The organism is Saccharopolyspora erythraea NRRL 2338 (assembly GCF_000062885.1).
GTDB classification, from domain to species: domain Bacteria; phylum Actinomycetota; class Actinomycetes; order Mycobacteriales; family Pseudonocardiaceae; genus Saccharopolyspora_D; species Saccharopolyspora_D erythraea.
Map to the genome: position 1 here is coordinate 7778166 of NC_009142.1, position 23903 is coordinate 7802068.

A 23903-nucleotide genomic window follows, 5' to 3' on the forward strand; every position below is an offset into this window, starting at 1 on the left:
AGCCCCTCTCCGGCCCCTCCCGGACGCTGCCGCCGATCGTTAGTGTGTCTGCCACCACAAGCCACCCCGCCGCGACACCTGATCGAAGGAGCGGATGACCTCGATGTTCAGCACGATGCAGGACGGCACCCTCACGACCGCCCGGATACTCGCCCAGGGCAGCGGACCGCACGGGACCGCCGAGGTCGTGACCTGGACCGGCGACGGTGCGCGGCGTTCGGACTACGCCGAGGTCGGGCGGAGGGTCGCGCGGCTGGCCAACGCGCTGCGCGCGCTCGGCGTGACCGGCGACCAGCGGGTCGGCACGTTCATGTGGAACAACGCGGAGCACCTGGAGGCCTACTTCGCGGTGCCGTCGATGGGCGCGGTGCTGCACACGCTCAACATCCGGCTGTTCCCCGAGCAGATCGTCTACGTCGCCGACCACGCCGAGGACCGGGTGGTCATCGTCGACTCGACGCTGTTGCCGCTGTTCGCCAAGATCCTCCCGCAGCTCGGCACCGTCCGGCACGTCGTCGTGGTCGGCGGCGGATCGCTGGAGGCGCCCGAGGGCGTGGAGGTGCACGACTACGAGGCGCTGCTGGCGGCGCAGCCGGACGAGTTCGACTGGCCGGAGCTGGACGAGCGCTCAGCCGCGGCGATGTGCTACACGTCCGGCACCACCGGCAACCCGAAGGGCGTGGTGTACTCGCACCGCTCCATCTACCTGCACTCGATGCAGGTGTGCATGACCGACGGGATGGCGCTGTCGCAGGCCGACCGAGCGCTCGCGGTGGTGCCGATGTTCCACGCGATGTCGTGGGGCCTGCCGTACGCCGCTTTCCTGGTCGGGTCGTCGCTGATCATGCCGGACCGCTTCCTCCAGCCGGAGCCGCTGACGCACATGATCGCCGCGGAGCGGCCGACGTTCGCCGCGGCGGTTCCGACGATCTGGCAAGGGGTGTTGCAGCACCTCGAACAGGACCCGCAGGACATGTCGTCGCTGCGGGAGGTCGTCGTCGGCGGCTCGGCGTGCCCGCCGTCGCTGATGCGGGCCTTCCACGACCGCTACGGCATCCCGGTGCTGCACGCGTGGGGCATGACCGAGACCTCGCCGCTGGGCAGCGTCGCCCGGCCTCCGGCGGGGGCGACCGGTGACGAGCTGTGGGCCTACCGCTCCAGCCAGGGGCGCGTTCCCGCCGGGGTGGAGGCGCGGCTGGTCGGCGACGACGGCTCGGTGCTGCCGTGGGACGGCAGCAGCGTCGGGGAGCTCGAGGTGCGCGGGCCGTGGATCGCCGGGGCCTACTACCAGGAGGACGACCCGGAGAAGTTCCACGACGGCTGGCTGCGCACCGGCGATGTGGGGCACATCTCCCCCGACGGGTTCCTGCGCCTGACCGACCGCGCGAAGGACGTCATCAAGTCCGGTGGCGAGTGGATCTCGTCGGTGGAGCTGGAGAACCACGTGATGTCGCACCCGGCGGTGGCCGAGGCGGTGGTCATCGGCGTGCCGGACGAGAAGTGGGACGAACGGCCGCTGGTGGCCGTCGTGCTCCGGGAAGGCCAGCGGGCCACCGCCGAGGAGCTCAGCGAGTTCCTGGCGGGCAGGGTGGCCAAGTGGCAGCTGCCGGAGCACTGGACCTTCGTCGCCGAGACCCCGAAGACCAGCGTCGGCAAGTTCGACAAGAAGCGCCTGCGCCAGCAGCACTCGCAGGGCGAGCTCGACGTGCAGACCCTCGGCTGAGGCGGCCCGGTCGCCTGTTGCCGGTCGCAGACGGCGGGGCTGCTGCCCGCCGCCTGCCCGGCGCGGCGCTTCCGCCTGCGCGACCTCAGGCGCTGATCGCGAGCTGGCGGGCCTGGCAGACGATGCGGCCGGTCGAGTCGATGACCGTGGTGTCCTCGTCGAACCAGCGACCGTGCACGGACCTGCAGTCGACGACCAGGCGCAACCAGCCGTTGGCGGGCCGGGCCCGCAGCAGGGCCGTCAGCTGCACCGTGGGCGACCAGCCGAAGCGGCCCATGTTGAACGTCACCGGCATCGTCAGGTCGCCCGCGACCAGGCTGAACAGCACGTCGGGCTGCGCCCCGCGCGGTCTCGCCCACAGCCGCAGCCTCGGCGGCTGGTCCACGTCGCCGTCCAGGAACCCGGCGCTCGCGCGGTCGAGGCGGACGTCGCAGGTGCGGGCGAGGTTGTAGAACTTCACCGCGTCGGAGGTGGACAGGTCCAGCGCCTCCGCGGGTGGGTTCACCGGCATGTCCGGGACATCGGACCACGCCGGTTCCTCGACCGGGACCCGGCCCAGGGTGATCGTCGTGTCGACGCAGACCTGCCCCCGCTGCTCCAGCGTGGTGCGGCGGACCGTGACGGTGCGGCCGGTCTTAAGCGTCTCGGTGCGGACCAGGACCGGGCCGGTCTGCGGGGAGCGGAGGAACTGCGCGCTGACGGCGAGCGGTGCCAGGTCGGTGCCCTCGGTGGCCGCCCTGGCCATCATCGCCAGCAGGTAGCCGCCGTGCGGGCGGTCTCCGACTGACCAGTCCGGGTGCAGATCGGCGACGGAACTGCCGTCCCCCAGGGAACGAACAGCGGTGGCCGCGGAGAAGAGGTCTGGGAGGTCGGTCACGCTCGACCCACCGAGTAACCACGCTCATCGGGGAGCAAAGCGCGGAGTCGATTCATGTTAGCGATTCTACGGACCCTGCTCGTTCTTGATCACTTCGCGGTCACGGGATCGGTTTCGCGCAGGTGGTCACCGGTCGGTGGGCCCCTCAGGAGGCCGCCGGCTCCAGGTGCAGCCGGGCGAACAGCAGCGCCTCGGCCAGCAGGGCCGCGCGCTGCTTGGGGCTGCGGGCCTTGCGGGTGTTGATCTCCAGCACCACCGAGCCGTCGAAGCCGTCGGCCGCCAGCGCCTCGCACACCTGGGCGCACGGCTGCGTGCCCTGCCCGGGGAGCAGGTGCTCGTCGCGCGGCGCGCCGGTGCCGTCGGCGAGGTGCACGTGGGCCAGGCGGTCCTCCATCCGCTTCAGCAGCTCTATGGCATCGACGTGCGCGGCTGCGGCGTGCGAGAGGTCGAGGGTGTAGTTGTTGTAGCCCACGTCGGTCGGGTCCGGCGACGGCTTGAACGCGGACAGGCCCGACGCCTTGCCACCGCGAAGCCGCTTCCACGTGTTGGGCGGGCGCACCGGGAACATGTTCTCCACCGCGACCCGGATGCCGCTGGCCTCCTCCAGCTCCGCCACCAGGTCGCTGAAGCGCTCGGCGTAGCGGCGCTGCCAGCGGAACGGCGGGTGCACCACCACAGTCGAGGCGCCCAGGTCGCTTGCGGCCACCACCGAGCGCCGCAGCCGCTCCTCCGGCTCCGGCGACCACACCCGCTGCGTGATCAGCAGGCAGGGCGCGTGCACCGCGAGGATGGGCACGCCGTGGCGGTCGGCCAACCGGTGCAGCGCGGCGACGTCCTGGCTGACGGCGTCGGCCCAGACCATCACCTCGACGCCGTCGAAACCCAGGTCCGCGGCCATCTCGAAGGCGGCCCGGGCAGGCTGGGGCCACACCGACGCGCTCGAGAGCCCGACCGGTATGTGCTTCTCGTGCGGTTCGTCTGTGCGTTCGGGGACTCGTTCCGATGTCATGTCCTGCCCAGCATGCCCGAGGTCCGGTGTAGTTCCCCAGCCGGTGGCGCGGTCAGTGCGAAAGCAGCAGCAGAGCCGCCGGCGAGACCGTGCACACCAGGCCGACCACGACCGCCAGCAGAATGCTGTTCAGATCGTCTCCGCGCAAGAACTTCTTGGCGATGAACACCAGGCAGCCGGTGACGACCAGCGCCGCAGCGAGCGCCGCGGGGGCGAGCTGCAGCCACAGCCAGTTGAAGGCGAACCAGACGCCGATGCCGCTGACGACGCCGACGCCGCCCTGCAGCACCAGGGTTCCCCACTCCTTGGTCGGCGACCGCTCCTCGTCGTCGTCGGCGTCGTCCTCGTCGGACAGGTAGTCGTCGGAGTCGAGCCCGGCGGGCGCCTCGGGGTCGTAGTCGTCGTAGTCGCGGGCGCGTTCGCGGTCCCTCGGCTCGGCGTAGTCGTCCCCGTAGTCGTCGTAGTCCTGGGCGTCCTGGTACTCCCGCGGGTCCCCGTAGGAGTCGAAGTCGTCGTACGGGTCGTCGTCGCGGTCGGCGTCCGCCTGCTGGGGGTAGGGCATCATCGCCGTGCCTTCGGGCTCGGCGGCCTGCGGCGGGTACGCCATCATGGCGGTGCCCTCCGGCTCGGCGGCCTGCGGCGGGTACGCCATCATCGCCGTGCCGTCGGCGTCGTTGCGGGCCTCGGCCTCGACGCGCGGCAACTGCTCGGTGGCGCCCTCGACCTCCTGCGGCGGCCCCGGCTTGGGCCGTGGCTTCGGGGAGGGGCGACGCGGCAGCGCGGGCTGCTGGATCGTCGCCTCCGGGTCCCCGCCCGGCCCGTCGGCGGGGGCCGCGGCCGGTGGCGGCGGAGCGGGCATGGGCGCGGGCTTGTCCCCCGCGCCCGCCGAGAAGCGCTGCGCCCAGAAGCTGCCACCGCTGCTCTTCGGCGGCGGCTCCGGAGCCTCCTTCTTCGGCGCGGGAGGCGCCTCGTGCACCGGCTCCTGCGCGGGTGGCGCGGGCGGTTGCTGCTGCGCTGGAGGTGCGGGCGGTTGCTGCTGCGCTGGGGGTGCGGGCGGTTGCTGTTGCGCGGGTGCCGACTCCTGCGGAGGAGCCGGGGGCGCGGGCGGCGGGACCTGCGTGGCCCCAGCGGTCGGCGGGGGAACCTGCGTGGCTCCCGCCGTCGGCGGGGCCTCCTGCTGCGGCTGGGCCTGCTTGCCCGACCTCGGCTGCGGGCGGTGGCTGGTGCGCTGCGGCGGCTCGGCGTCCGGATCGACGGCGCGGAGCTGGCCGCTGTCCGACATCACCCGTTCGATGATCGCCTGCGGAGCCGTCTCGCTGGGATCTTCGGCACGCCTGCGGCGTCGCCGGGTGCTGCGCTGGGAGCCGCCGCCGTACTCGGCGAGCAGCTCCGCGACGGTGCGCTGGCTGGGGTCATTGGCCCCGCTGTCCCGACTCATCGATTCCACCGTGCCCCGTGCTGAGCCTTCCGTCCAGTTACTCGCTGCGCGTCCTGCTGGGGCCCCGACAGCCCGGACCCGACCGCGGCCCGGGTCTGGATGGCAGTGTGGCCGTTGCCGTTGGTGTGGTCCAGCCGACGCAGGATCACTCCCTCCCGCAACGCCCACGGGCAGATGTCGAGTTCCCGCAGTGACAGCTCTCGCATCGCCGCCTCGGCGACCAGCGCGCCGCTGACCAGCTGGTGCGCGCGGGCGCTGCTGACCCCGTCCAGGGCCGCGAGGTCGGCCGACGACATCCGGGTGATGAAGGACAGGAGCTGGCGCAGGCCGGTGTCGGTCAGCTTGCGCGGCACCCTGGGGCCCGCCGAGGACGGCGCCGCGCCGGTCAGGCGGGCCAGCGACCGGAACGTCTTGGAGCTGGCCACCACCCGGTCGGGCTTGCCGAGCTTGCGGAACCGCTTGGCGGTGCCCGCCAGCTCGCCTTCCAGCCATTCCCGCAGGTCCTCGACCTCCTGCCGGCTCGGCGGGTCGTGCAGCACGGTGCGCGCGAGACGCCCCGCGCCCAGCGGCAACGACACGGCAAGGTCGGGTTGTTCGTCGATGCCCATCGCCATCTCCAGCGAGCCACCGCCGATGTCGAGCAGCAGCAGGTTGCCCGCCGACCAGCCGTACCAGCGGCGGGCGGCGAGGAAGGTGAAGCGGGCCTCATCCTCGCCGGGCAGGACCTCGAGGTCGACGCCGGTCTGGTCCCGGACCATCGCCAGCACCTCGGTGGCGTTGTCGGCGTCGCGGATCGCGGAGGTGGCGAAGGCCATCAGCTCCTCGCACCCGGCCGCGACCGCGGCCTCCTGGGCCCCCGCGACGGTGCGGACGAGCTCGTCGGCGTCCTCGGGACCGAGGTGGCCGTCGTCGCCGATCCGCTCGGCAAGGCGCAGCACGGTCTTCTCCGATGTCATGGGCGTCGGATGGGCACCACGGTGCGCGTCCACCACGAGCAGGTGGACGGTGTTGGATCCGACGTCGAGCACCCCTAGGCGCATGAGCGACAACGTTACCGGCTGCGACCGCGCGACTGGGCCAGGTGGGGCCCATGACGGATGCTTGTCACAGTCCGTACCTGCTCTTCTGCACCAGGAACACCGCTGTTCACCCGGTCGGTGGCAACGCTGCGCGGAAGACGACGTGGCGTGGTACGACAGCCCGGCGACGCGGCAGGTGAGCCGTCGGCAGCGCCCATTCGGGTGTGTCCGACACGCCGACACTCCGCGCGAAACCACCCGATCGGCGTAGCGCGGCAGGTCCGGCGGAAGCAACAAATGCGGCGAAGCGGGCAGACAGGGCGAAGGTGATGGGCCCGGAGGGCGCAACGGCCGGGGCGGAGGCAGTCGACGCGGAGGCGTCCGATGCCGGCGCAGCCGGAGCGGACGCAGTCGGCGCGGACGCAGCCGGGGCGGACGACCCCGAAGCCGGCCCAGCCGGAGCGGACGCCTCCGGCCCGGTCTCGGGGCGCGCGCGTCGGACGCCGTGGGGGCGAGCCAACCGCCGGGCACCTGGGCTTCGAACCGGCCTTCCGGCCACGGCACCGTCGAACCGACCCGGCCGCCAGGACCGCGAACCGCCTTCCGGCCACCGCGCCGGCGAGCCGCCCTCCGGACACCAGGGCTCGGAACGTCCTTCCGGCCGCAGCACCGCCGAGCCACGCTCTGGCCACCAGGACTCGAAACGTCCTTCCGGCCGCAGCACCGCCGAGCCACACTCTGGCCACCAGGCCGTCGAGCCACCTTCCGACCACCGCGCGGTCAGGCCACCCTCCGGCCACGGCACCGCCGAGCCGCCCTCTGGCCACCGCGCCGTCGAAACCGCCCTCCGCCCGCCAAGGCCCCGACCGCCTTCCGCCGGGAGGCCGTCGCCGGGGCGCGGAGGCCGGGCGCAGTCGTCCGGACATGGGGCGGGCCGGGCGCGGCCGTCCGGACATGGGGCGGGACCGGCCCCAGCGCCCTGGAAACCGGTCCCGCGCCCCAGGTCCACGAGCGCCCGCTACACCTCGAACTTGTAGCCGAGCCCGCGCACCGTCACCAGGTAGCGGGGTTCGGCCGGGTCGGGCTCGAGCTTCGAGCGCAGCCGTTTGACGTGCACGTCGAGCGTCTTGGTGTCGCCGACGTAGTCCGCGCCCCACACCCGGTCGATGAGCTGCCCGCGGGTCAGCACCCGGCCCACGTTGCGCAGCAGGTACTCCAGCAGGTCGAACTCCTTGAGCGGGAGGCTGACCTCCTCGCCGGAGACCGTCACGACGTGGCGCTCCACGTCCATGCGCACCGGCCCGGCCTCCAGGACCTGCGGCAGCATGTCCTCGGCCTCACCGCCGCGGCGCAGCACCGCGCGCACCCGGGCGATCAGCTCGCGGGCCGAATAGGGCTTGGTGACGTAGTCGTCGGCACCGAGCTCCAGCCCGACCACCTTGTCGATCTCGCTGTCCCGCGCGGTCACCATGATCACCGGTACCGCCGAGCGCTGCCGGAGCTGCTTGCAGACGTCGGTCCCGCTCATGCCCGGCAGCATCAGGTCGAGCAGGACGATGTCCGCGCCGTTGCGGTCGAACTCCTCCAACGCCTCCTGACCGGTCGTCGCGACCGCCGCCGTGAAGCCCTCCTTCCGAAGCAGGAAGGCAAGTGGGTCGGCGAAGGACTCCTCGTCCTCCACGATCAGCACCCTGGTCACCGGACTCCTCCCGTTTCGACGGTTTCGACCCCGTCCGCACTCTCGGTCTTCGACCGCGCGGGCGCCCGCTCCGGCTCGGGCTGTGCGCCCTCGTCACCGATGGCGTGCCTGGGCACCCGCAGTGTGAAGGTGGAGCCGGTACCGAGCCTGCTCCACAGCTTCACCTCACCGCCGTGGTTGGCGGCGACGTGTTTGACGATGGCCAGCCCGAGGCCGGTCCCACCGGTGGCCCGCGACCGCGCCGGGTCGACGCGGAAGAACCGCTCGAAGACACGTTCCTGGTGCTCCGGCGCGATGCCGATGCCGCGGTCGGTGACGGCGATCTCGACGAAGTCGCCGGAGAGCCTGCGGCTGATCGAGACCGGGCTGCCAGGCGGCGAGTAGGACACGGCGTTGTCGACGAGGTTGCTCAGCGCGGTGACCAGCAGCGTGCGGTCGCCGTCGAGCAGCAGGCCGGACGGTTCGTCCACGGCGATCTCTATCCCGGCCGACTCGGCGCCGATGCGGCAACGGCCCAGCGCCTCCTCGACCAGGGCGTCCACCTCGAGGGTGGTGAGCTCGGGCAGCCGCTCGGCGCCCTGCAGCCGCGACAGCGCGATCAGCTCGGAGACCAGCGTGCCCAGCCGGGTCGACTCGTGCAGGATCTTGGTGGAGAAGCGGCGGACCTCCTCGGGGTCGTCCGCCGCGTCGAGCACCGCCTCGGCCAGCAGCGCGAGCGCGCCGACCGGGGTCTTGAGCTCGTGGCTGACGTTGGCGACGAAGTCGCGGCGGGTCGCCTCCAGCCGGACCGCGTCGGACTCGTCACCGGCGTCGATGACGGCGAAGCCGTCGCCGAGCGGGCGGGCGTCACCGAGGACCGCGGCGGGGCCGCGGCCGCGCAGGACGCGGCCGAGCGGGGAGAGGTCCACCGCGGTGGGTTCGCCGGTGGCGATGGCCTGCTCGGCGGCCTTCCTGGCGCGCGGGTCGGCCTGGTTGTCGCGGATGAGCCCCAGCTCGTCGGCGCGCGGGTTGTGCAGCACCACGTCGCCGAACTTGTTGACCACGACGACGCCGTTGTCGGTCGTGTGCACCAGTCGCTGGAGGAGTTCGGCGACGGTGGGGCCCTTCGGCTGCTTTCGCTCGTAACGCCGAGTCGCCCTCGCGGCCAGATAGCCACTCGCCGCGCCCACGAGCAGCACGGCGATGATCAGGGCGGTGTAGCCCAATGCGGTCACGCAAGCATCGTAAGCAGGCCGAGGCGGGCGGAGGCCAGTCCACATGGGCGTTCCGTGATACCCATGACACGAATCGGTCCGTTTCTTCACCCCCATTTCACCCTGGGGTCGGGGCCGGTTCACGTGTGCCACGACGAGCGGTTCCGCCGCGTTGGACGCAGAGACACGAACACCACTCGCATCATTCGTCCCGGTGTCACTTGATCAGGTGCACGGGTCCGTGCTGGAGCGCCGGGAACGGGCGGGGCGACCGCGCACGGCGCCCCGCCCGGATGCGGTCAGCGGCCCTGGTTGGCGACCGCCGCCGCGGCGCTCGCCGCGGCCTCGGGGTCGAGGTAGGTGCCGCCCGGGTTGGTGGGCTTGAGGTCGTCGTCGAGGTCGTAGCGCAGCGGGATGCCGGTGGGGATGTTCAGCCCCGCGATGTCGGCGTCGGAGATGCCGTCGAGGTGCTTGACCAGCGCGCGCAGCGAGTTGCCGTGCGCGGCGACCAGCACGGTGCGGCCGGCGCGCAGGTCCGGCGCGATCGCGTCCTCCCAGTACGGCAGCAGGCGGGCGACGACGTCCTTCAGGCACTCGGTGCGCGGCGCGTCGACGCCGGCGTAGCGGGCGTCGCCGTCCTGGCTGAACTCGCTGCCGGGCTCGATCTCCGGGGGCGGCGTGTCGTAGGAGCGGCGCCAGAGCATGAACTGCTCCTCGCCGTACTCCTCCAGGGTCTGCTTCTTGTTCTTGCCCTGCAGCGCGCCGTAGTGGCGCTCGTTGAGGCGCCAGTCGCGGCGGACCGGGATCCAGTGCCGGTCGGCGACGTCGAGGGCGATGTTGGCGGTCGAGATGGCGCGGCGCAGCAGCGAGGTGTGCAGCACCTCGGGCAGCACTCCGCTCTCGCGGAGCAGCTCACCGCCGCGCGTCGCCTCGGCCTGCCCCTTCTCGGAGAGGGGAACGTCCACCCAGCCGGTGAACAGGTTCTCGGCGTTCCATGTGCTCTCACCGTGCCGCAGCAGCACCAGAGTCCCAGCAGTCATGGGCCCAGGCTATAACCAGCGGATACGGCTCCGGAGCGACCCGTGACGACGCCCACCGGGGCCGGGCGCCCCGGTGGGCGCGGGCGTCACTCGAGAGCGGCGTCGAGGCTGATCGTGGTGCCGGTCAGCGCCGCCGAGACCGGGCAGATGTCCTTGGCCTTGCGGGCGGCCTCGTCGAAGGACGCGGCATCGGCGCTGGGGACCCTGGCCCGTACGGTCAGGGCGATGCCGGTGATCGCGAAGCCGTCCCCGCGGGGACCGAACGAGACCTCGGCGCTGGTGCTGATCGACTCCGGCGGCGTGCCCGCCGCGGTGAGCAGCCCGGAGAGCTGCATCGAGTAGCACGACGAGTGCGCGGCGGCGATGAGCTCCTCGGGGCTGGTCCTGCCTTCGGGCGCCTCGGCCCGGGACGCCCAGGTGACCGGGAAGGTCCCGGCCGCGGAGGACTCCAGCGCGACGTTGCCGGAGCCGGACTTGAGGTCTCCGGTCCACTGGGTGGTGGCGTTTCGCTCGGTCATTTCACGCTCCTCGGCGGGTTCGCTCATCGGTGCACGCGCGGGCCCGCACGGACCCTCCGGCCACGATCCCGCAGCGCGCGGCAGGCCGCAGCTTTGGTTGTGGCCGTCACGGGACGGTTATCCGATCACCGCATCTCCGTAACTCGAAAGTGGTGCAGCTCACTCACTTTCGCAAACCGACAGCGTCTCGATTCCGGTGCGTTACTTTCAGTGCCCAACTTCACCCCAATGGAGTAAAGCGCCGGACTTGTGACCGGTGCGCGACTCTGCGAAGTTGTCATCGCTCTCATTGATCGGCTCCCACGCACTCCCCGATTCGATGAGAGCAAAGAGCGCGGTTCGCTTTCCCCCAATCTGGACCGCGCCCCGCCGGGCCGCGGGTGCCCCCCGCCCATCGGCCCGACAGGCGGGACCCCTACGCGGGGCGGTTCGAGCTCGCGACTCCCCCTCTCTCCCGAACCGCCCCGCGCGTCCCGCTCAGGACGCCACCCCGGACCACCCGCAGCCGGGGAGCCACAGAGCCATCTTCGAAGCGGCGTAGCCGCTCGGCCCACCCCCGGCGGGCTCTCAGAGTTCCGAACGCCTCAGCAGCCGCCTGCGCCGCAGCAGCAGCCATCCCGCGGTGGCCGGGACCGCGAGCACCACCGCGAACGGCAGGACGGCGCCGAGCGCCGTGAGCGCGAACGCCCCGAAGGCCGTGAGCGCGTTCCACCCGCCTGCCAGCCCGGCCAGGAAACCCGTGTCGCCGTCATCGCCCGCGACCGACGGCGGAGCCGAGATCCGGACGTCCAGGGTGGCCAGCTCCACCTGCCCGGACAGCGCGGCGTCACGCCGCAGCAGGGCGTCGAGCTCGGACTCGCGACTGCTCAGCTCGCTCTCGATCCGCACGATGTCGGCCACGCTGGTGGCCTGGTCCATGAGAGCCCGCAGGCGCTGCACGCTCGCCCGCTGGGACTCGATCCGGCTCCTGGTGTCGACGACCTGGTCGGTGACGTCCTCGGCGCGCTGGCTCCGCGCGGTGACCTCGCCCAGACCGGCGATCTCGTCGAGCATCCGGTCGAGTCGTTCCGACGGCACCCTGAGCACCAGGTCGGTGCCGCCGCGGTAGCTGTCCTCCTGGGCCAGGTGGCCTCCGGCTGCCTCGGCCATCCCGCGCACGCGGGCTGCCGTGCCCGTCACGTCGGCGGCTTCCAGGCCGAGCTCGGCGGTGCGGACCACCTGCCGCTCCGGCACCGCAGGATTCGGCTGCCGTTGGGCGTGCAGGCCCTTCGAGTCGGACTCGGTCGCCCGGTCCGGGGCGATCGCCGGCTGCCCTGCCTGCGAGGAGACGTCCTGCCCGGCCGAACATCCAGCCGCCAGCACCCCCACCAGCAACGCCACGGCCGGTCGACGTAATCGCCACGTGCCCTTGCGTTCGCGCATTCCACTCTCCTCGGTCTGCGTCCGCGTCGCGGACAACCGGAGGACGAGCGGAGGTGATCACGGCGTTGCAGGGCCGCGCTCGTGGGCGCTCAGCCCGACATGGGCCGATCGCGCTCGATCAGCTGCTGGAACGGGCGCAGGTTGGCCAGCGACTCGCCGCGCGAGGTGCGCCAGTCCCACTCGCGCCGGATCGCGGTGGCGAAGCCGATCTCCAGCAGCGTGTTGAAGTCGCCGTCGGCGGCCTCCAGCACCTGGCCCAGGATGCGGTCCAGCTCGTCGGCGGTCACCGCGTGCAGGCCGATGCGCCCGACGAGGTAGATGTCGCCGTTGGAGTCGATCGTGTAGTGCACGCCGTAGAGGCGGGCGTTGCGGCGCAGCAGGTGGCGGTAGACCTCCTCGTGGGCCTCGTCCGGCTGCCTGCACACGAACGCCTCGACCACCAGCGCGTGCTCGGCGACCAGCAGCCAGCAGTTGGTCTGCAGCTTCTTGGTGCCGGGCAGCGTGACGAAGAAGCGCCCGTCCTCGCGGTGCTGGTACTCCAGCCCGATCTCGTCCAGGGTTGAGCTGATGACCTCGTCGAGGCTCACGCGGTGACCTCCCGGATCCGCAGTCGTGCGTCGAATGTCGTCCTGGCCCGCGCGTAGGTGTCCAGCAGCGCCTCGGTGGTGCTCTCCCAGGAGAACCCCGCCGCGTGCCCCGTGGTCCCCGCCGCGAGCCGGGCACGGCGTCCCGGGCTCAGCACCACCGACGCCAGCGCGTCGGCCCAGCGCCGCGTCTCGTGCCCGTCGACCAGCAGGCCGGAGACGCCGTCGGCGACGGCGACCGGCAGTCCGCCGACCGCCGCCGCGACCACCGGAGTACCGCAAGCCTGCGCTTCCAATGCCACCAGACCGAAGGATTCGCTGTAGCTGGGGACGGCGACGACGTCGCACGCCCGGTACACCGACGCCAGCGCGTCGCCGCGCTGCGGCGGCAGGAACCGGACGACGTCGGTGATGCCGAGCGACCTCGCCAGCTCGTGCAGGGCGCGCGGCCGCTCCAGACCACTGCCCGACGGGCCTCCGACGACCAGCACCACCAACCGCTCCCGCAGTCCGGGGTGCCGGTCGAGCAGCGCCGCGGTGGCCTTGAGCAGCACGTCGGGCGCCTTCAGCGGCTGGATGCGGCCGACGAAGCCGAGCACGACCGCATCCGCGGGTAACCCGAACTCCGCTCGCGCGGCCGACCGGTCGCCGGGGGTGAACCGCTCCAGGTCGACACCGGGCGGGATGGTCGCGACCGCCTCGGGGTCGGCGTCGTAGCGCTCGATCAGGTCGGCGGCCTCGAACTCGGTGTTGGCCACGAGCCGGTCGGCGCCGGCCACGACCTGCTCCTCACCCATCACGCGCACCATCGGCTCGGGGGTGTCGCCTTCGGCGAGCGCGGCGTTCTTGACCTTGGCGAGGGTGTGCGCGGTGTGCACCAGCGGCACGCCCCAGCGCTGCCTGGCCAGCCAGCCGACCTGCCCGGAGAGCCAGTAGTGCGAGTGCACGACGTCGTAGTAGCCGGGGTCGTGGCGCGCCTCGACGCGCAGCGCGCCGGCGGCGAAGGCGCAGATCTGCGACGGCAGGTCGTTCTTGTCCAGGCCCTCGAAGGGGCCCGCCAGCAGGCTGCGCACCGTGACGCCCGGCGCGAGCTGCGCGACCGGCGGGATGTCGGAGGAGGTGGCGCGGGTGAAGATCTCGACCTCGGTGCCCAGCTCGGCCAGCTTCGCCGAGGTCTTGGCGATGTAGACGTTCATCCCGCCCGCGTCGCCGGTGCCCGGCTGCTCGAGCGGGGAGGTGTGCAGCGAGAGCACCGCGGCCCGGCGCGGCCAGGTGCGCGAAAGATCAGTGGTGGCGGTCATCTGCTGTCCATCGAGGCCTTTCGCCGGCGGCCCGAGCCTTTCGAGCGCCCTCCACCCCGACATTTTCGACCGCGGAAACATTCCCGTAGCGTCCGATCGCGCCGGGGCCCGCGACGACGCTACCGCCCCGGCGGCGCCATACCCCCTGTTCCGGCGCCGCCGGGTGGCGCTGTTCACATTCGGCGGCCGGACGCGCGGTGTTCGGCTCCCGGTTACCGGAGGGCGCGGTCCTCGCGCCGCCGGAACGCCAGCGCCGCCAGCGCGCCGACCGCGGCGACACCGGCGGTGGCGAACACCGCCGTGCGCAGGCCGCCGACCGGGGACGCCGCCGCGCCGGCCACGGCCACCAGGACCGCCAGCCCGGCCGAACCGCCGACCTGCTGCGCCGTCGAGGCCATTCCCGAAGCCACGCCCTGCTCGTGGTGCTCGACCCCGGTCCCCGCCGCGATCCACATGCCGGTCCAGGTCAGGCCCTGCCCCAGGCTGAGGACCGCGATCCCGGCCAGCAGTCCGGCGTAGGTCCCGTCGCCTGCCATGCCCGACGCCGGCGCCACCATGCCGACGGCACCCAGCAGCAGCCCGGTGACCAGCGTGTTCCGCACCCCGAAGCGGCCGACCATCCGCTCGCCCAGCAACGTTCCGGCCGTCGTCAGCAGGCTCTGCGGCAGGAACGCGAGCCCGGTGGCCAACGCCGAGTACCCGTGGACGTCCTGCAGGTACAGCGTCAGGAAGTAGTACTGGACGCCGAAGGTGGCCATGAAGACCGCGGTGACCGCCATCGCCACGACCAGGTCGCGGTGGCGGAGGAGTCGCAGCGGCATCACCGGGTCCGCGCTGCGCGACTCGATGCGTGCGAAAGCCACCAGCAGGACGACGCCGAGCACCGCGCTGACGACGACGGCGGGCTGCCCCCAGCCCATCTCGGGCCCCTCCACCAGGGCGAACACCACCAGCGTCACCCCGGCCGTCGCGGTGACCGCGCCCGGCAGGTCGAAGGCTCGCCCGCTTTCGCGCACGGGGTCCGGCTGGATCAGCCGGAGCGCCGCCAGCGCGCCGGCCGCGCACAGCGGCACGTTGACCAGGAACACCGACTCCCACCCGAGCGCACTGGTGAGGACCCCGCCGAACAGCGCGCCGAGCGCGAGGCCGCGCTCCACACGGCGAGCGCGCGGTTGCGCTCGCGCCCCTCGGCGAAGGTCGTGTTGATCAGCGAGAGGGCCGCCGGGAACAGCAGCGCCGCCCCGAGGCCCTGCACCGCGCGGGCCACGACCAGCAGCCACGGCGTCGCGGCGAGCCCGCCGACCAGCGACGACAGCGCGAACAGCGTCATGCCCGCGACGAACGTGCGGCGTCGCCCGAGCAGGTCGCCTGCCCGGCCGCCGAGCAGCAGGAAGCCTCCGAAAGCCACCGCGTACGCGCTGACCACCCACTGCAGGGTCTGCGCGGAGAACTCCAGCCCGACGCCGATCTCGGGCAGCGCGACGAACACGATGTTGTAGTCCATAGCGATGATGAACTGCGCGAACGCCAGCAGGGCCAGGGCCGCGCGGTGGCGCGGCCGGGCGTCCGGCAGAACTGCGGTGGACAAGTCGATCTCCTCCGTACGATGGTAAGGCGACCATCGAACAGTTTTACTGTTCGCAGATCGTCGTACATTCGTGGGTGCCGCTACAAGGCGGGAAGATCAGATGTGATCAGTACGACGGTTCGCGTACTATGCGGCAGTGGCGTTCCACCATCCGACCCGCGAGCAGATCCAGCTCCCCGACGTGCTCACCGCGCTCGGGCACCCCGTGCGGCTGAGCATCGTGCGGGCGCTGGCCGAAGGCGGCGAGCACTCGTGCGGAGCGCTGCCCTCGCCGGTCTCGAAGTCGACGATGACCCACCACTGGCGCGTCCTGCGCGAGAGCGGCGTCATCCACCAGCGGCCGGAAGGGCGCGAGCACTTCCTCACCCTGCGCTGCGCCGACCTCGACGCCCGCTTCCCGGGGCTGCTGCACGCGATCCTCGACGCGGCGAAGCAGCCGGAAGCGGCGACGCCCGCGGCGGGCGGCTGACGCCGCGCCAGGGCGCAACGACGAACGGCCTGCCCATCCGGGATTTCCGGACGAACAGGCCGTTCGGCGGTCGTTCAGCGCGTCAGAGCGCGGACTTCTGCTTCCACTGGTCCCAGCTCAGCAGCCAGTCGAACACGTCGTAGTGCGGCGGCATGCCGGCGTTGGAGCCGGTCACCACCACCGGGTCGCCGAGCAGCGCGCTGTCGAAGTAGGCCTTCGCGTCGGCCTCGCTGAGGTTGACGCAGCCGTGCGAGTTGTTCACCTTGCCCAGCGCGGCCCGGTTCTCCTCGTTCTCGTGGATGAACTCGCCGTGGTTGGAGATCCGCAGGGCCCACTTCTTCTCCACGTCGGTGTAGCCGTAGCGCGGGTTGTTCATGATCTCGACGGGCTTCTTCTCCATCACGACGTAGGTGCCGTTCGGCGTGTTCAGGTTCGGGTCCGCCGACTTGCCGTAGCTCGCCGGGTAGCTGGCGACCTGCTTGCCGTCGCGCTCCACGACCATCATGTGGGTGTTGACGTCGGCCCTGACGATCTGCGCGCGGCCGATGGTGAACTCCGTGCTCAGGTCCGCCACCCCGTAGCGGCCCTTGCCGTAGTGCACGCCGTAGAGCTTGGCCTCGACCGACACCTTGGTGTGCGCCGGCCAGAACTCCTTGGGCCGCCAGTCGACCTGGGTGTCCGAAAGCCACGCCCACGAGCCCTCGACCGGAACCGAGGTGCGCACCGCCAGCGCCCGCTGCGCGGCGGCCTTGTCCTGCACCGGCTCGGCGAACTTCAGGCTGATCGGCATCCCGACGCCGACCTCGGCGTGGTCGGTGGGGTTGATCGTCGCGCGCACGGTCTTCGCCGGCTTCAGCGTCGTGAACTCGCCCTCGACCGGCACCGTCCGGCCGTCGGAACCGGTGGCCTTGCCCGACCAGGTGTAGGTCTTGCCGAAGCCCAGCGCCTCGGTGGCCTTCCAGCTCCGGCCGTCCTGGGCCAGCTCGCCCGCGACCTGCTTGCCGTCGGAGTTGGTCAGGGTGACCTCGTCGAGCCTGCCGCCCTCGACACCCGCCTTGATCGGCGCGGCCGGGTTGACGTCGACCGCACCGGCACCCGGCTCGATCGAGACCTTGGCGACCGGTGCCGCCTGCGCCGCGTTCCCGCTGCCGCCGGGCGCGCTCGATCCGCATCCCGACACCAGCAGCAACGCCGCCAGCATGCCCGCCACCGCGGTCCACAGCGCCCGCGAACGCGAGCGCCCAACCCTGCTCAGCACCTTGACCTTCTTTCCGATCGATCTTTGACCCTGTGTGTAAGACGTATGACGCCCCGAAAAGATGTCCGGGCACCACAGTGTCTCGTGTCACATCGATCGGGTGAGCGCACGCCCCCCGCCGCGGGGTTGGGGGAAGATCGGGGCGTGAGCACGACACCTGACACCCGTTGGGCCGTGGTGACCGGTGCCAGTTCCGGCATCGGCGCGGCCACCGCCCGCAAGCTCGCCGCCGAGGGTTTCCGCGTTGTGTTGGGAGCCCGCCGGGTCGAGCGCATCAACGAACTGGCCTCCGAGATCGACGGCGTCGCCGTCGCGCTGGACATCACCGACCCGGCCTCGGTCGAGGCCTTCGTCGAACGGGTCGAGACCTGCAACGTGCTGGTCAACAACGCCGGTGGCGCCAAGGGCCTGGCCAAGGTCGCCGACGCCGACGAGGACGACTGGCGCTGGATGTGGGAGACCAACGTGCTGGGCACCCTGCGCGTCACCAAGGCGCTGATGCCCAAGCTGGTCGCCTCCGGCGACGGACACGTGGTGACCGTGACGTCGATCGCCGCGACGGAGATCTACGACAACGGCTCCGGCTACACCTCCGCCAAGCACGCGCAGGGCGCGCTGCACCGCACGCTGCGCGGCGAGCACCTCGGCGAGCCGGTGCGGTTCACCGAGATCGCGCCGGGGATGGTGGAGACCGAGTTCTCCGAGGTCCGCTTCGGCGGTGACGCCGAGCGCGCGGCCGCGGTCTACCAGGGCCTGACCCCGCTCACGGCCGACGACGTCGCCGACGTCATCGCGTTCGCGGTGACCCGGCCCTCCCACGTCAACCTCGACTTCATCGAGATGAAGCCGCGCGACCAGGCTTCCGCCACCCGCGCGCACCGGCAGTCGTGACGCCGAAGTCCACCCCGCGCGCCGCGGAAGGCGGCGCGCGGGGTGGACTTCGGCGGGCCTGACGCGCGGCGCCGGTGCGCGCGCAGGGCGCGGCGGCTCGCGCGAGCGACGGGCGCGCCCCGGGCAGGGCGCGGGCGGCGGGGCGGCAACTGCGCAGGGCGACGCACGGCGCCGGAGGCAGTGCGCGGGGCGACCGGGCGGTCTTAGCCCGGGGCGGGCGCTAGCACGCAGCCGCGCACGGAGTCAGAGGCAACACGCGAGCGACCGGGCAAGACCCGGGCAACGTGCAGCCCGCGCCGAGTCGAAGGCAGTGCGCGGGCCGACGTCAGACGGAGCGGCGCGAGCGCGCAGCCATGCAGAGTCGGAAGCAGCACGCGAGCGGCGGGGCGGCACGAGCGCGAGCGGCACCACCACCGCCGCTTTTCCTCCGGCCTGCGGCCGGAGGCCCTTCGGGCCACCTGACGCTGCGCGTCAGACCTCCAACCTCTCGCTCTCGGTGTAGAGCTCGACGTCGAGTTCGGCGAGGACGTCGGCGATGGGGCTGGCGAAGCCGGTCTCGCCGTCGCCGCTGCCCGCGATGTGCAGGCCGACGACGTAGCCGGTGGAGTCGATCAACGCCGCCCCCGCGTCGCCCGCGCCGGCGAAGCGGGCCGCGGTGGTCGTGATGCGCATCTGCTCGCGCAGGATGCGGACGCCGAGCGCGTCGCCGTGGTCCACGCGCAGCGTGGTGTCGATGGAGGTGACGATGCCCGAGGTCAGGCCCGTCGCGTAACCGCTCTTGCGCACCACCTCGCCCGGGTACGCCCCGCGCTGCCCCCCGACGGGGCCGATGCCGTCGATCGCCCCGCGGTGGTGGACGCCCGGTCCGAGGCTGACCGCCGCCGCGTCGACCCGCCCGGACAGCGCCGCCCGCGCCAGGTCGGCGTAGACCTCGTCGAGGTCGGGGTCGATCATCCGGTCGCCGACCGACCACGCGTCGTCCAGGCACGCCACGTCGAAGGTGGTCAGGCCCATGGTCACCGAGGCCGGGCCGTTGCCGGTGACCAGCAGTCCCAGCGTGCCGATCCGCCGGTACTCGCCGGTGGCGGGCACGAAGGGGGGTGCGAGCTGCACCGAGCGGTGCGGAGCGATACCGCCACCCGCCCGGACGCCGCCGATCCGGTCGGTGCGGCGCTGCATGGGGGGCGCGGGCTGGTCGACTCCCGCGTGCAGGTGGTGCAGCACCGGCGTCTCCTCGATGACGTCGGTGGGGATGCCGAGGATGTCGGCCGGCACCTGCAGCTCGGACGCCAGCCGGTCGGCGGGCAGCTTGTTCGCCACCGACACCACGATGACCTGCTGACCGGTGCTTCGTCCGGACGTGCGCTTCTCGCCGATGTCGACGGCGGTGACACCCGGAAGATCCAGCAACTGGTCTTCCACCGCCCGCTTGATCGGCCGGATGACCGCGCGGTCACGAAGTTCCCTGATGCTCAGCATGGTGGCCCCTCCACCTACCATTAACACACAGGGTGATTAATTAGTCACGAAGAGTCACTCTTACGGCCGGTGCGCCACGCCTGCTACAGGGCACAGTCCACCAGAACGGGTTCCGGCGCCAAGGACACGCCGAACTGCGCCAGCACCCCGTCCCGGACTTCACGCGCAAGGCTGAGCAGGTCGGCCGTGGTGGCCTCGCCGCGGTTGGTCAGCGCCAGGGTGTGCTTGGTCGAGAGCCGGGCGCGGCCGCCGGGGCCGGGGTGGCCCTTGCCGAAGCCGGCGCGCTCGATCAGCCACGCCGCCGACAGCTTCGTCCGCCCGTCCGACGCCGGGTACTGCGGAACGCGCTGGTCGGGGCCGACCTTCGCGCCGATCCGCGACAGCACCGCGGACAGGTCGGCGGCTTCCACGATCGGGTTGGTGAAGAAGGAGCCCGCGCTCCAGGTGTCGTGGTCGGCGGGGTCGAGCACCATGCCTTTGCCGCGGCGCAGAGCCAGCACCGCCTCCCTGGCCTCGGCGACGTCGACGCGCGAACCCGGCTCCGCGTCCAGCGTGCGGGCGAGCTCGGCGTAGCGCACGGGTGCCGAGCGCCCGCCGTCGCGCAGCAGGAAGCGCACCCGCAGCACCACGGCCTGATCGCTGTGCTTGAGCACGCTGCCCCGGTAGACCAGCCCGAGGTCCTCGGCGCGCACGGTCCGGACGTTGCCGGTGCGCCGGTCCAGGAGGTCGACCGAGAGCAGCAGCTCTGACACCTCGACGCCGTAGGCGCCGACGTTCTGCACCGGGGTCGCGCCGGTGAGCCCGGGGATGCCGGACAGGCACTCCAGGCCGCCGAGGCCCTGGCGCACGGTCTCGGCCACCACCGCGTCCCAGTCCTCGCCCGCCTCGGCCGTGAGCTGCACCAGCCCGTCGCCGACGCTGTCGAAGCGCAGTCCTCTGGTGGCGATCCTCACGACGTGGCCGTCGAAGCCCTCGTCGGCCACGACGAGGTTCGAGCCGCCGCCGAGCACCAGCAGCCTGCTGCCCGCCGCGTCGGCCTCGCGCACGGCGTCGGCGAGGGTCTCGGCGTCCTCGGCGACCACGAAACCGGCGGCGGGGCCGCCGAGCCGCAGCGTGGTGTACGCGGCCAGCGCGGAGCCGCCGGTCGGGGAGGCGCCGTCGCGGGTTCCTTCGGCACCGGACATGGAGGGCATCACGGTTGCCAAAGGTAACCTCCGCTGCATGGCACGCCGCATCGAGCACCGAAGCACCTCCGAATGGCCCGCATCTCGGGTGTACGAGGCGCTGGTCGACGTCGACTACCTCAAGAACCGGCTCAACGAGATCGGCGGCACCAAGACCGAGCTGGTAGAACACGTCGCCACCGGTGAAGACGTGCGGTTCCAGGTGCGCCAGGGGGTGCGGGCGGAGTCGCTGCCGCCGATCGCGCGGACGGTGGTGGGCGGCGATCTCATGATCGACCGCAGCGAGTCGTGGCGGTGCGCCGAGGAGGGCCACTACACCGGCGAGATCGCCGCCGAGATCGCCGGTGCGCCGTGCTCCATCACCGGCTCGATGTGGCTGCGCGACCTCGCCGAACCGGCCGGTGCCGCGGTCAGCGAGTTCGTGGTGGACGGCAGCGTGCGGGTCAACGTGCCGTTCGTCGGCGGCAAGCTGGAGGAGTTCGTCTGCGAGCAGATCCAGCAGCTGCTCGCCGCCGAGGAGCGCTACACGAGCGATTGGCTGGCCCGGCACAGCTGATGTCGACGCCTCGGAAGAAGGCGCCGCGGCTGGCCGCCGGGAGGGCGCGTGCGCTGGGGGTGCCGACGCGGGGCACGACCAACCCGAACCGGCTGCGCCGCATCGACCGCTGGATGGCCGGCACGCCGTGGGTCGCGCGCACGCTTCGCGAGGCCGCCGACCCGCTGGTGGTCGACCTGGGTTTCGGCTCGTCCCCGGTGACGACCGTCGAGCTGGCTTCGCGGCTGCGCCCGCTGCGCGCCGACACGCGCGTGTTCGGACTGGAGATCGACCCGGAGCGGGTGGCGGCGGGCAAGCTGGTCGCCGACCCGCCCGCGCTGGAGTTCCGCCGCGGCGGGTTCGAGCTGGCCGGGCTGGCGGCCGGGGTCGCGGGCTCGGACGGCCCGGCGCTCGTGCGGGCGCTGAACGTGCTGCGCCAGTACACCGAGGCGGAGGCGTGGAAGGCGTGGGACGAGCTGCGCTCGCGGCTGGCGCCGGGCGGCCTGCTGGTCGAGGGCACGTGTGACGAGATCGGCCGCCGCTGCTGCTGGGTGACGCTGGACCGCGACGGACCGCTGACGTTCACTCTGGCGTGCCTGCCTTCGGACCTCGACCGGCCGTCTGATCTGGCCGAGCGGCTGCCCAAGACGCTGATCCACCGCAACGTGCCCGGTGAGCGCGTGCACGCCCTGCTCTCCGAGCTGGACGCGTGCTGGGCGAAGGCGTCACCGCACGCGCCGTTCGGCCCGCGCGCCAGGTGGGCGGAGGCGGTGGCCATGCTGGCCGGGCTCGGCTGGCCGGTGCTGGACCGGCGGCGCCGCTGGCGCCTCGGCGAGCTGACCGTCCCGTGGTCGGCCGTCGCCCCCAGCATCCCCCGCGCCGGACTGTCCCCGGGGAGTCCGTTCCAATCGAAGGGTCGGAACTCCGGGTGAGGGTCTTAGAATCCGCAACATGAGCGCCTCCCTCCGCGACGCACTCGAAGAGCAGGCCTCCGCGTTCCGCACCGCGGCCGTCGACGCCGGACCGGACGCGCCCGTGCCGACCTGTCCCGGCTGGGACGTCACCCGGCTGGTGCGCCACCTCGCGCGGGTCTACGCGATGGCCAACCTGGCGTTGGAACTCGGTCCGTCGGACGAGCGGCCTGCGCCGCAGAGCGTTCCCGAGGACTTCGACGCGGCCTTCGACTTCTGGAACCAGCAGCTCGTCGAGTTCACCACCGCGCTGTCCACAGCGGACCCGGACCGTCCGGTGTGGTCCTTCTTCCCCGGCGGCACACCGTCCTCGTGGACCCGGCGGATGGCGCACGAGACCGCGATCCACCGGCTCGACGCCGAACACGCCTGCGGCGAACACGTGCAGGAGCTGCTGTTCGACCCGGAGTTCGCCGCCGACGGAATCGACGAGCTGCTGTCGCTGCTGCTGCCGCTCGGCGACTGGTCCGCGAAGGAGCACAGCGGACGCGTCCTCTACCACGCCGCCGACGCGGGCCGGGCGTGGCTGGTCACCTACCGGCCGGGCGCGGCGCCCGACATCGGCTCGCCGCACGACTCCGCGCTCGACGCGACCGAAGTGGACGCCACCGTCGCGGGCACCGCCGACGCCGTCTACCGCAAGGTGTGGGGGCGGCCGAGCCACGCGTCGGTGACCGGCGACGCCGTGCTGGCGCACGTCGCGGCTGGCCGCTGAGCCCGGCCGCGTCCCTACCGGACGAGAATCACCGCGCGTGACCGGGCGCCTCCCACGGCACCACGTCCGGCCTGCGAGAATGACCAACCGTGACCACGCCTGAACGTCGTTTCGTCCTCAGCCTCGGCTGCCCCGACCGCACCGGGATCGTCGCCCGCATCGCGGGTTTCCTCGCCGACTGGGGCGGTTGGATCGTCGAGGCCGGTTACCACACCGACCCGGACACCGGCTGGTTCTTCACCCGGCAGGAGGTCCGCGCCGACTCCGTCCCGTTCGACCTGGAGGAGCTGCGCACCCGCTTCGCGGCGGTGGCCGCCGAACTCGGCGACCGGACCGAATGGCGGGTCTCGGACACCGCGGAGCGCCGCCGCGTGGTCATCCTGGTCTCGCGCGAAGGTCACTGCCTGCACGACCTGCTCGGCCGCATCGGCTCCGGCGAGCTGGACGTCGACCTGCGCGCGGTGATCGGCAACCACCCGAACCTCGGCCCGATCACCGAGGCGCACGGCATCCCGTTCCACCACGTCCCGTTCCCGAAGGACTCCGAGGGCAAGGCGGACGCGTTCGCGCAGGTGCGGGAGCTGGTCGACGCCCACGAGCCGGACGCGGTGGTGCTGGCCCGGTTCATGCAGGTCCTGCCCGCGGAGCTGTGCGAGGCGTGGTCGGGCCGCGCGCTCAACATCCACCACAGCTTCCTCCCGTCGTTCGCCGGCGCCCGCCCGTACCACCAGGCCTACGAGCGCGGGGTGAAGCTGGTCGGCGCGACCTGCCACTACGTGACGGCCGAACTGGACGCGGGCCCGATCGTCGAGCAGGACGTGATCCGCGTCGACCACACCGACTCGGTGGCCGACATGGTCCGAAAAGGACGCGACATCGAGAAGCTGGTGCTGGCCCGCGGTCTGCGCTCGCACCTCGAGGGCCGCGTGCTGATGCACGGCAAGCGCACGGTCGTCTTCTAGCCGGTCGTCTTGCAGCCGGAGCTCGGCC

General features: G+C 72.4%; 21 protein-coding genes and 1 pseudogene. 7 read left to right on the forward strand and 15 right to left on the reverse strand.

Annotation, left to right across the window (positions count from 1 at the left end):
* Positions 1 to 103: 103 nt before the first annotated feature.
* Positions 104 to 1723, forward strand: coding sequence for a long-chain fatty acid--CoA ligase (locus SACE_RS33550; RefSeq protein ID WP_011875212.1), 1620 nt, complete (start codon positions 104 to 106; stop codon positions 1721 to 1723).
* An 85-nt stretch (positions 1724 to 1808) separates the two neighbouring features.
* Here SACE_RS33550 and SACE_RS33555 read toward each other — a convergent pair whose 3' ends face one another.
* From SACE_RS33555 to SACE_RS33610, 12 genes and pseudogenes are all read right to left on the reverse strand, one after another.
* The gene (locus tag SACE_RS33555) at positions 1809 to 2600 is read right to left on the reverse strand and encodes a thioesterase family protein (RefSeq protein WP_009943969.1); all 792 of its coding nucleotides are present in this window, start codon (positions 2598 to 2600) and stop codon (positions 1809 to 1811) included.
* 145 nt (positions 2601 to 2745) lie between these two features.
* Positions 2746 to 3609: a sugar phosphate isomerase/epimerase family protein gene (locus tag SACE_RS33560; protein WP_009943968.1), complete on the reverse strand. Its 864-nt coding sequence runs from the start codon at positions 3607 to 3609 to the stop codon at positions 2746 to 2748.
* Positions 3610 to 3661: 52 nt separating this feature from the next.
* Positions 3662 to 5047 carry a hypothetical protein gene (locus SACE_RS33565; RefSeq protein ID WP_009943967.1) on the reverse strand — a complete coding sequence of 462 codons (1386 nt, stop codon included), beginning with the start codon at positions 5045 to 5047 and terminating at the stop codon, positions 3662 to 3664.
* The gene (locus SACE_RS33570; protein WP_011875214.1) at positions 5044 to 6087 is read right to left on the reverse strand and encodes a Ppx/GppA family phosphatase; all 1044 of its coding nucleotides are present in this window, start codon (positions 6085 to 6087) and stop codon (positions 5044 to 5046) included. Before SACE_RS33570 ends, SACE_RS33565 begins: the two co-directional genes overlap by 4 nt.
* A gap of 997 nt (positions 6088 to 7084) precedes the next feature.
* Entirely contained in the window at positions 7085 to 7765 is a 681-nt protein-coding gene (locus tag SACE_RS33575) for a response regulator transcription factor (protein WP_009943965.1), read from the reverse strand.
* Complete coding sequence (locus SACE_RS33580; protein ID WP_031334437.1) at positions 7762 to 8979, reverse strand: sensor histidine kinase; 1218 nt, start codon at positions 8977 to 8979, stop codon at positions 7762 to 7764. The genes SACE_RS33575 and SACE_RS33580 overlap by 4 nt, the downstream gene beginning before the upstream one ends.
* A 278-nt stretch (positions 8980 to 9257) precedes the next feature.
* Positions 9258 to 9998: a phosphoglyceromutase gene (locus SACE_RS33585; protein ID WP_009943963.1), complete on the reverse strand. Its 741-nt coding sequence runs from the start codon at positions 9996 to 9998 to the stop codon at positions 9258 to 9260.
* A gap of 86 nt (positions 9999 to 10084) precedes the next feature.
* The gene (locus tag SACE_RS33590) at positions 10085 to 10516 is read right to left on the reverse strand and encodes an OsmC family peroxiredoxin (protein WP_009943962.1); all 432 of its coding nucleotides are present in this window, start codon (positions 10514 to 10516) and stop codon (positions 10085 to 10087) included.
* A gap of 567 nt (positions 10517 to 11083) precedes the next feature.
* Positions 11084 to 11938 carry a DUF4349 domain-containing protein gene (locus SACE_RS33595; RefSeq protein ID WP_011875215.1) on the reverse strand — a complete coding sequence of 285 codons (855 nt, stop codon included), beginning with the start codon at positions 11936 to 11938 and terminating at the stop codon, positions 11084 to 11086.
* A gap of 89 nt (positions 11939 to 12027) precedes the next feature.
* A complete protein-coding gene (locus SACE_RS33600; RefSeq protein ID WP_009943958.1) occupies positions 12028 to 12525 on the reverse strand; it encodes a type III secretion system chaperone family protein in 498 nt (165 codons plus the stop codon).
* Positions 12522 to 13823, reverse strand: a complete 1302-nt coding sequence (gene mshA / locus SACE_RS33605) for a D-inositol-3-phosphate glycosyltransferase (protein ID WP_009943956.1) — start codon at positions 13821 to 13823, stop codon at positions 12522 to 12524. Before mshA ends, SACE_RS33600 begins: the two co-directional genes overlap by 4 nt.
* A 212-nt stretch (positions 13824 to 14035) precedes the next feature.
* Positions 14036 to 15327: pseudogene (locus tag SACE_RS33610) on the reverse strand (MFS transporter).
* A gap of 220 nt (positions 15328 to 15547) precedes the next feature.
* Here SACE_RS33610 and SACE_RS33620 point away from each other — a divergent pair.
* Complete coding sequence (locus SACE_RS33620) at positions 15548 to 15880, forward strand: ArsR/SmtB family transcription factor (protein ID WP_009943952.1); 333 nt, start codon at positions 15548 to 15550, stop codon at positions 15878 to 15880.
* Between the two features lie 82 nt (positions 15881 to 15962).
* On the opposite strand, the gene SACE_RS33625 is transcribed toward SACE_RS33620, so the two are convergent.
* Entirely contained in the window at positions 15963 to 17138 is a 1176-nt protein-coding gene (locus SACE_RS33625; RefSeq protein ID WP_011875217.1) for a L,D-transpeptidase, read from the reverse strand.
* Between the two features lie 144 nt (positions 17139 to 17282).
* Between SACE_RS33625 and SACE_RS33630 the strand changes: the two genes are divergently transcribed.
* Positions 17283 to 18029, forward strand: coding sequence for an SDR family NAD(P)-dependent oxidoreductase (locus tag SACE_RS33630; protein ID WP_011875218.1), 747 nt, complete (start codon positions 17283 to 17285; stop codon positions 18027 to 18029).
* A 471-nt stretch (positions 18030 to 18500) separates the two neighbouring features.
* Here the strand turns inward: SACE_RS33630 and SACE_RS33635 are convergent, their stop codons facing one another.
* Positions 18501 to 19508 carry a chymotrypsin family serine protease gene (locus tag SACE_RS33635; protein ID WP_009946199.1) on the reverse strand — a complete coding sequence of 336 codons (1008 nt, stop codon included), beginning with the start codon at positions 19506 to 19508 and terminating at the stop codon, positions 18501 to 18503.
* 83 nt (positions 19509 to 19591) lie between these two features.
* A complete protein-coding gene (locus SACE_RS33640; RefSeq protein WP_011875219.1) occupies positions 19592 to 20692 on the reverse strand; it encodes a UDP-N-acetylmuramate dehydrogenase in 1101 nt (366 codons plus the stop codon).
* 37 nt (positions 20693 to 20729) lie between these two features.
* Between SACE_RS33640 and SACE_RS33645 the strand changes: the two genes are divergently transcribed.
* The 4 genes from SACE_RS33645 to purU all read left to right on the forward strand — a co-directional run bounded on the left by SACE_RS33645 (position 20730) and on the right by purU (position 23875).
* Positions 20730 to 21248, forward strand: coding sequence for a DUF2505 domain-containing protein (locus tag SACE_RS33645; RefSeq protein ID WP_011875220.1), 519 nt, complete (start codon positions 20730 to 20732; stop codon positions 21246 to 21248).
* Complete coding sequence (locus tag SACE_RS33650; RefSeq protein WP_011875221.1) at positions 21248 to 22159, forward strand: class I SAM-dependent methyltransferase; 912 nt, start codon at positions 21248 to 21250, stop codon at positions 22157 to 22159. The genes SACE_RS33645 and SACE_RS33650 overlap by 1 nt, the downstream gene beginning before the upstream one ends.
* 19 nt (positions 22160 to 22178) lie before the next feature.
* Positions 22179 to 22913 carry a maleylpyruvate isomerase N-terminal domain-containing protein gene (locus tag SACE_RS33655; RefSeq protein WP_009946194.1) on the forward strand — a complete coding sequence of 245 codons (735 nt, stop codon included), beginning with the start codon at positions 22179 to 22181 and terminating at the stop codon, positions 22911 to 22913.
* An 89-nt stretch (positions 22914 to 23002) separates the two neighbouring features.
* Positions 23003 to 23875: a formyltetrahydrofolate deformylase gene (purU, locus tag SACE_RS33660; protein WP_009946193.1), complete on the forward strand. Its 873-nt coding sequence runs from the start codon at positions 23003 to 23005 to the stop codon at positions 23873 to 23875.
* Positions 23876 to 23903 lie beyond the last annotated feature (28 nt).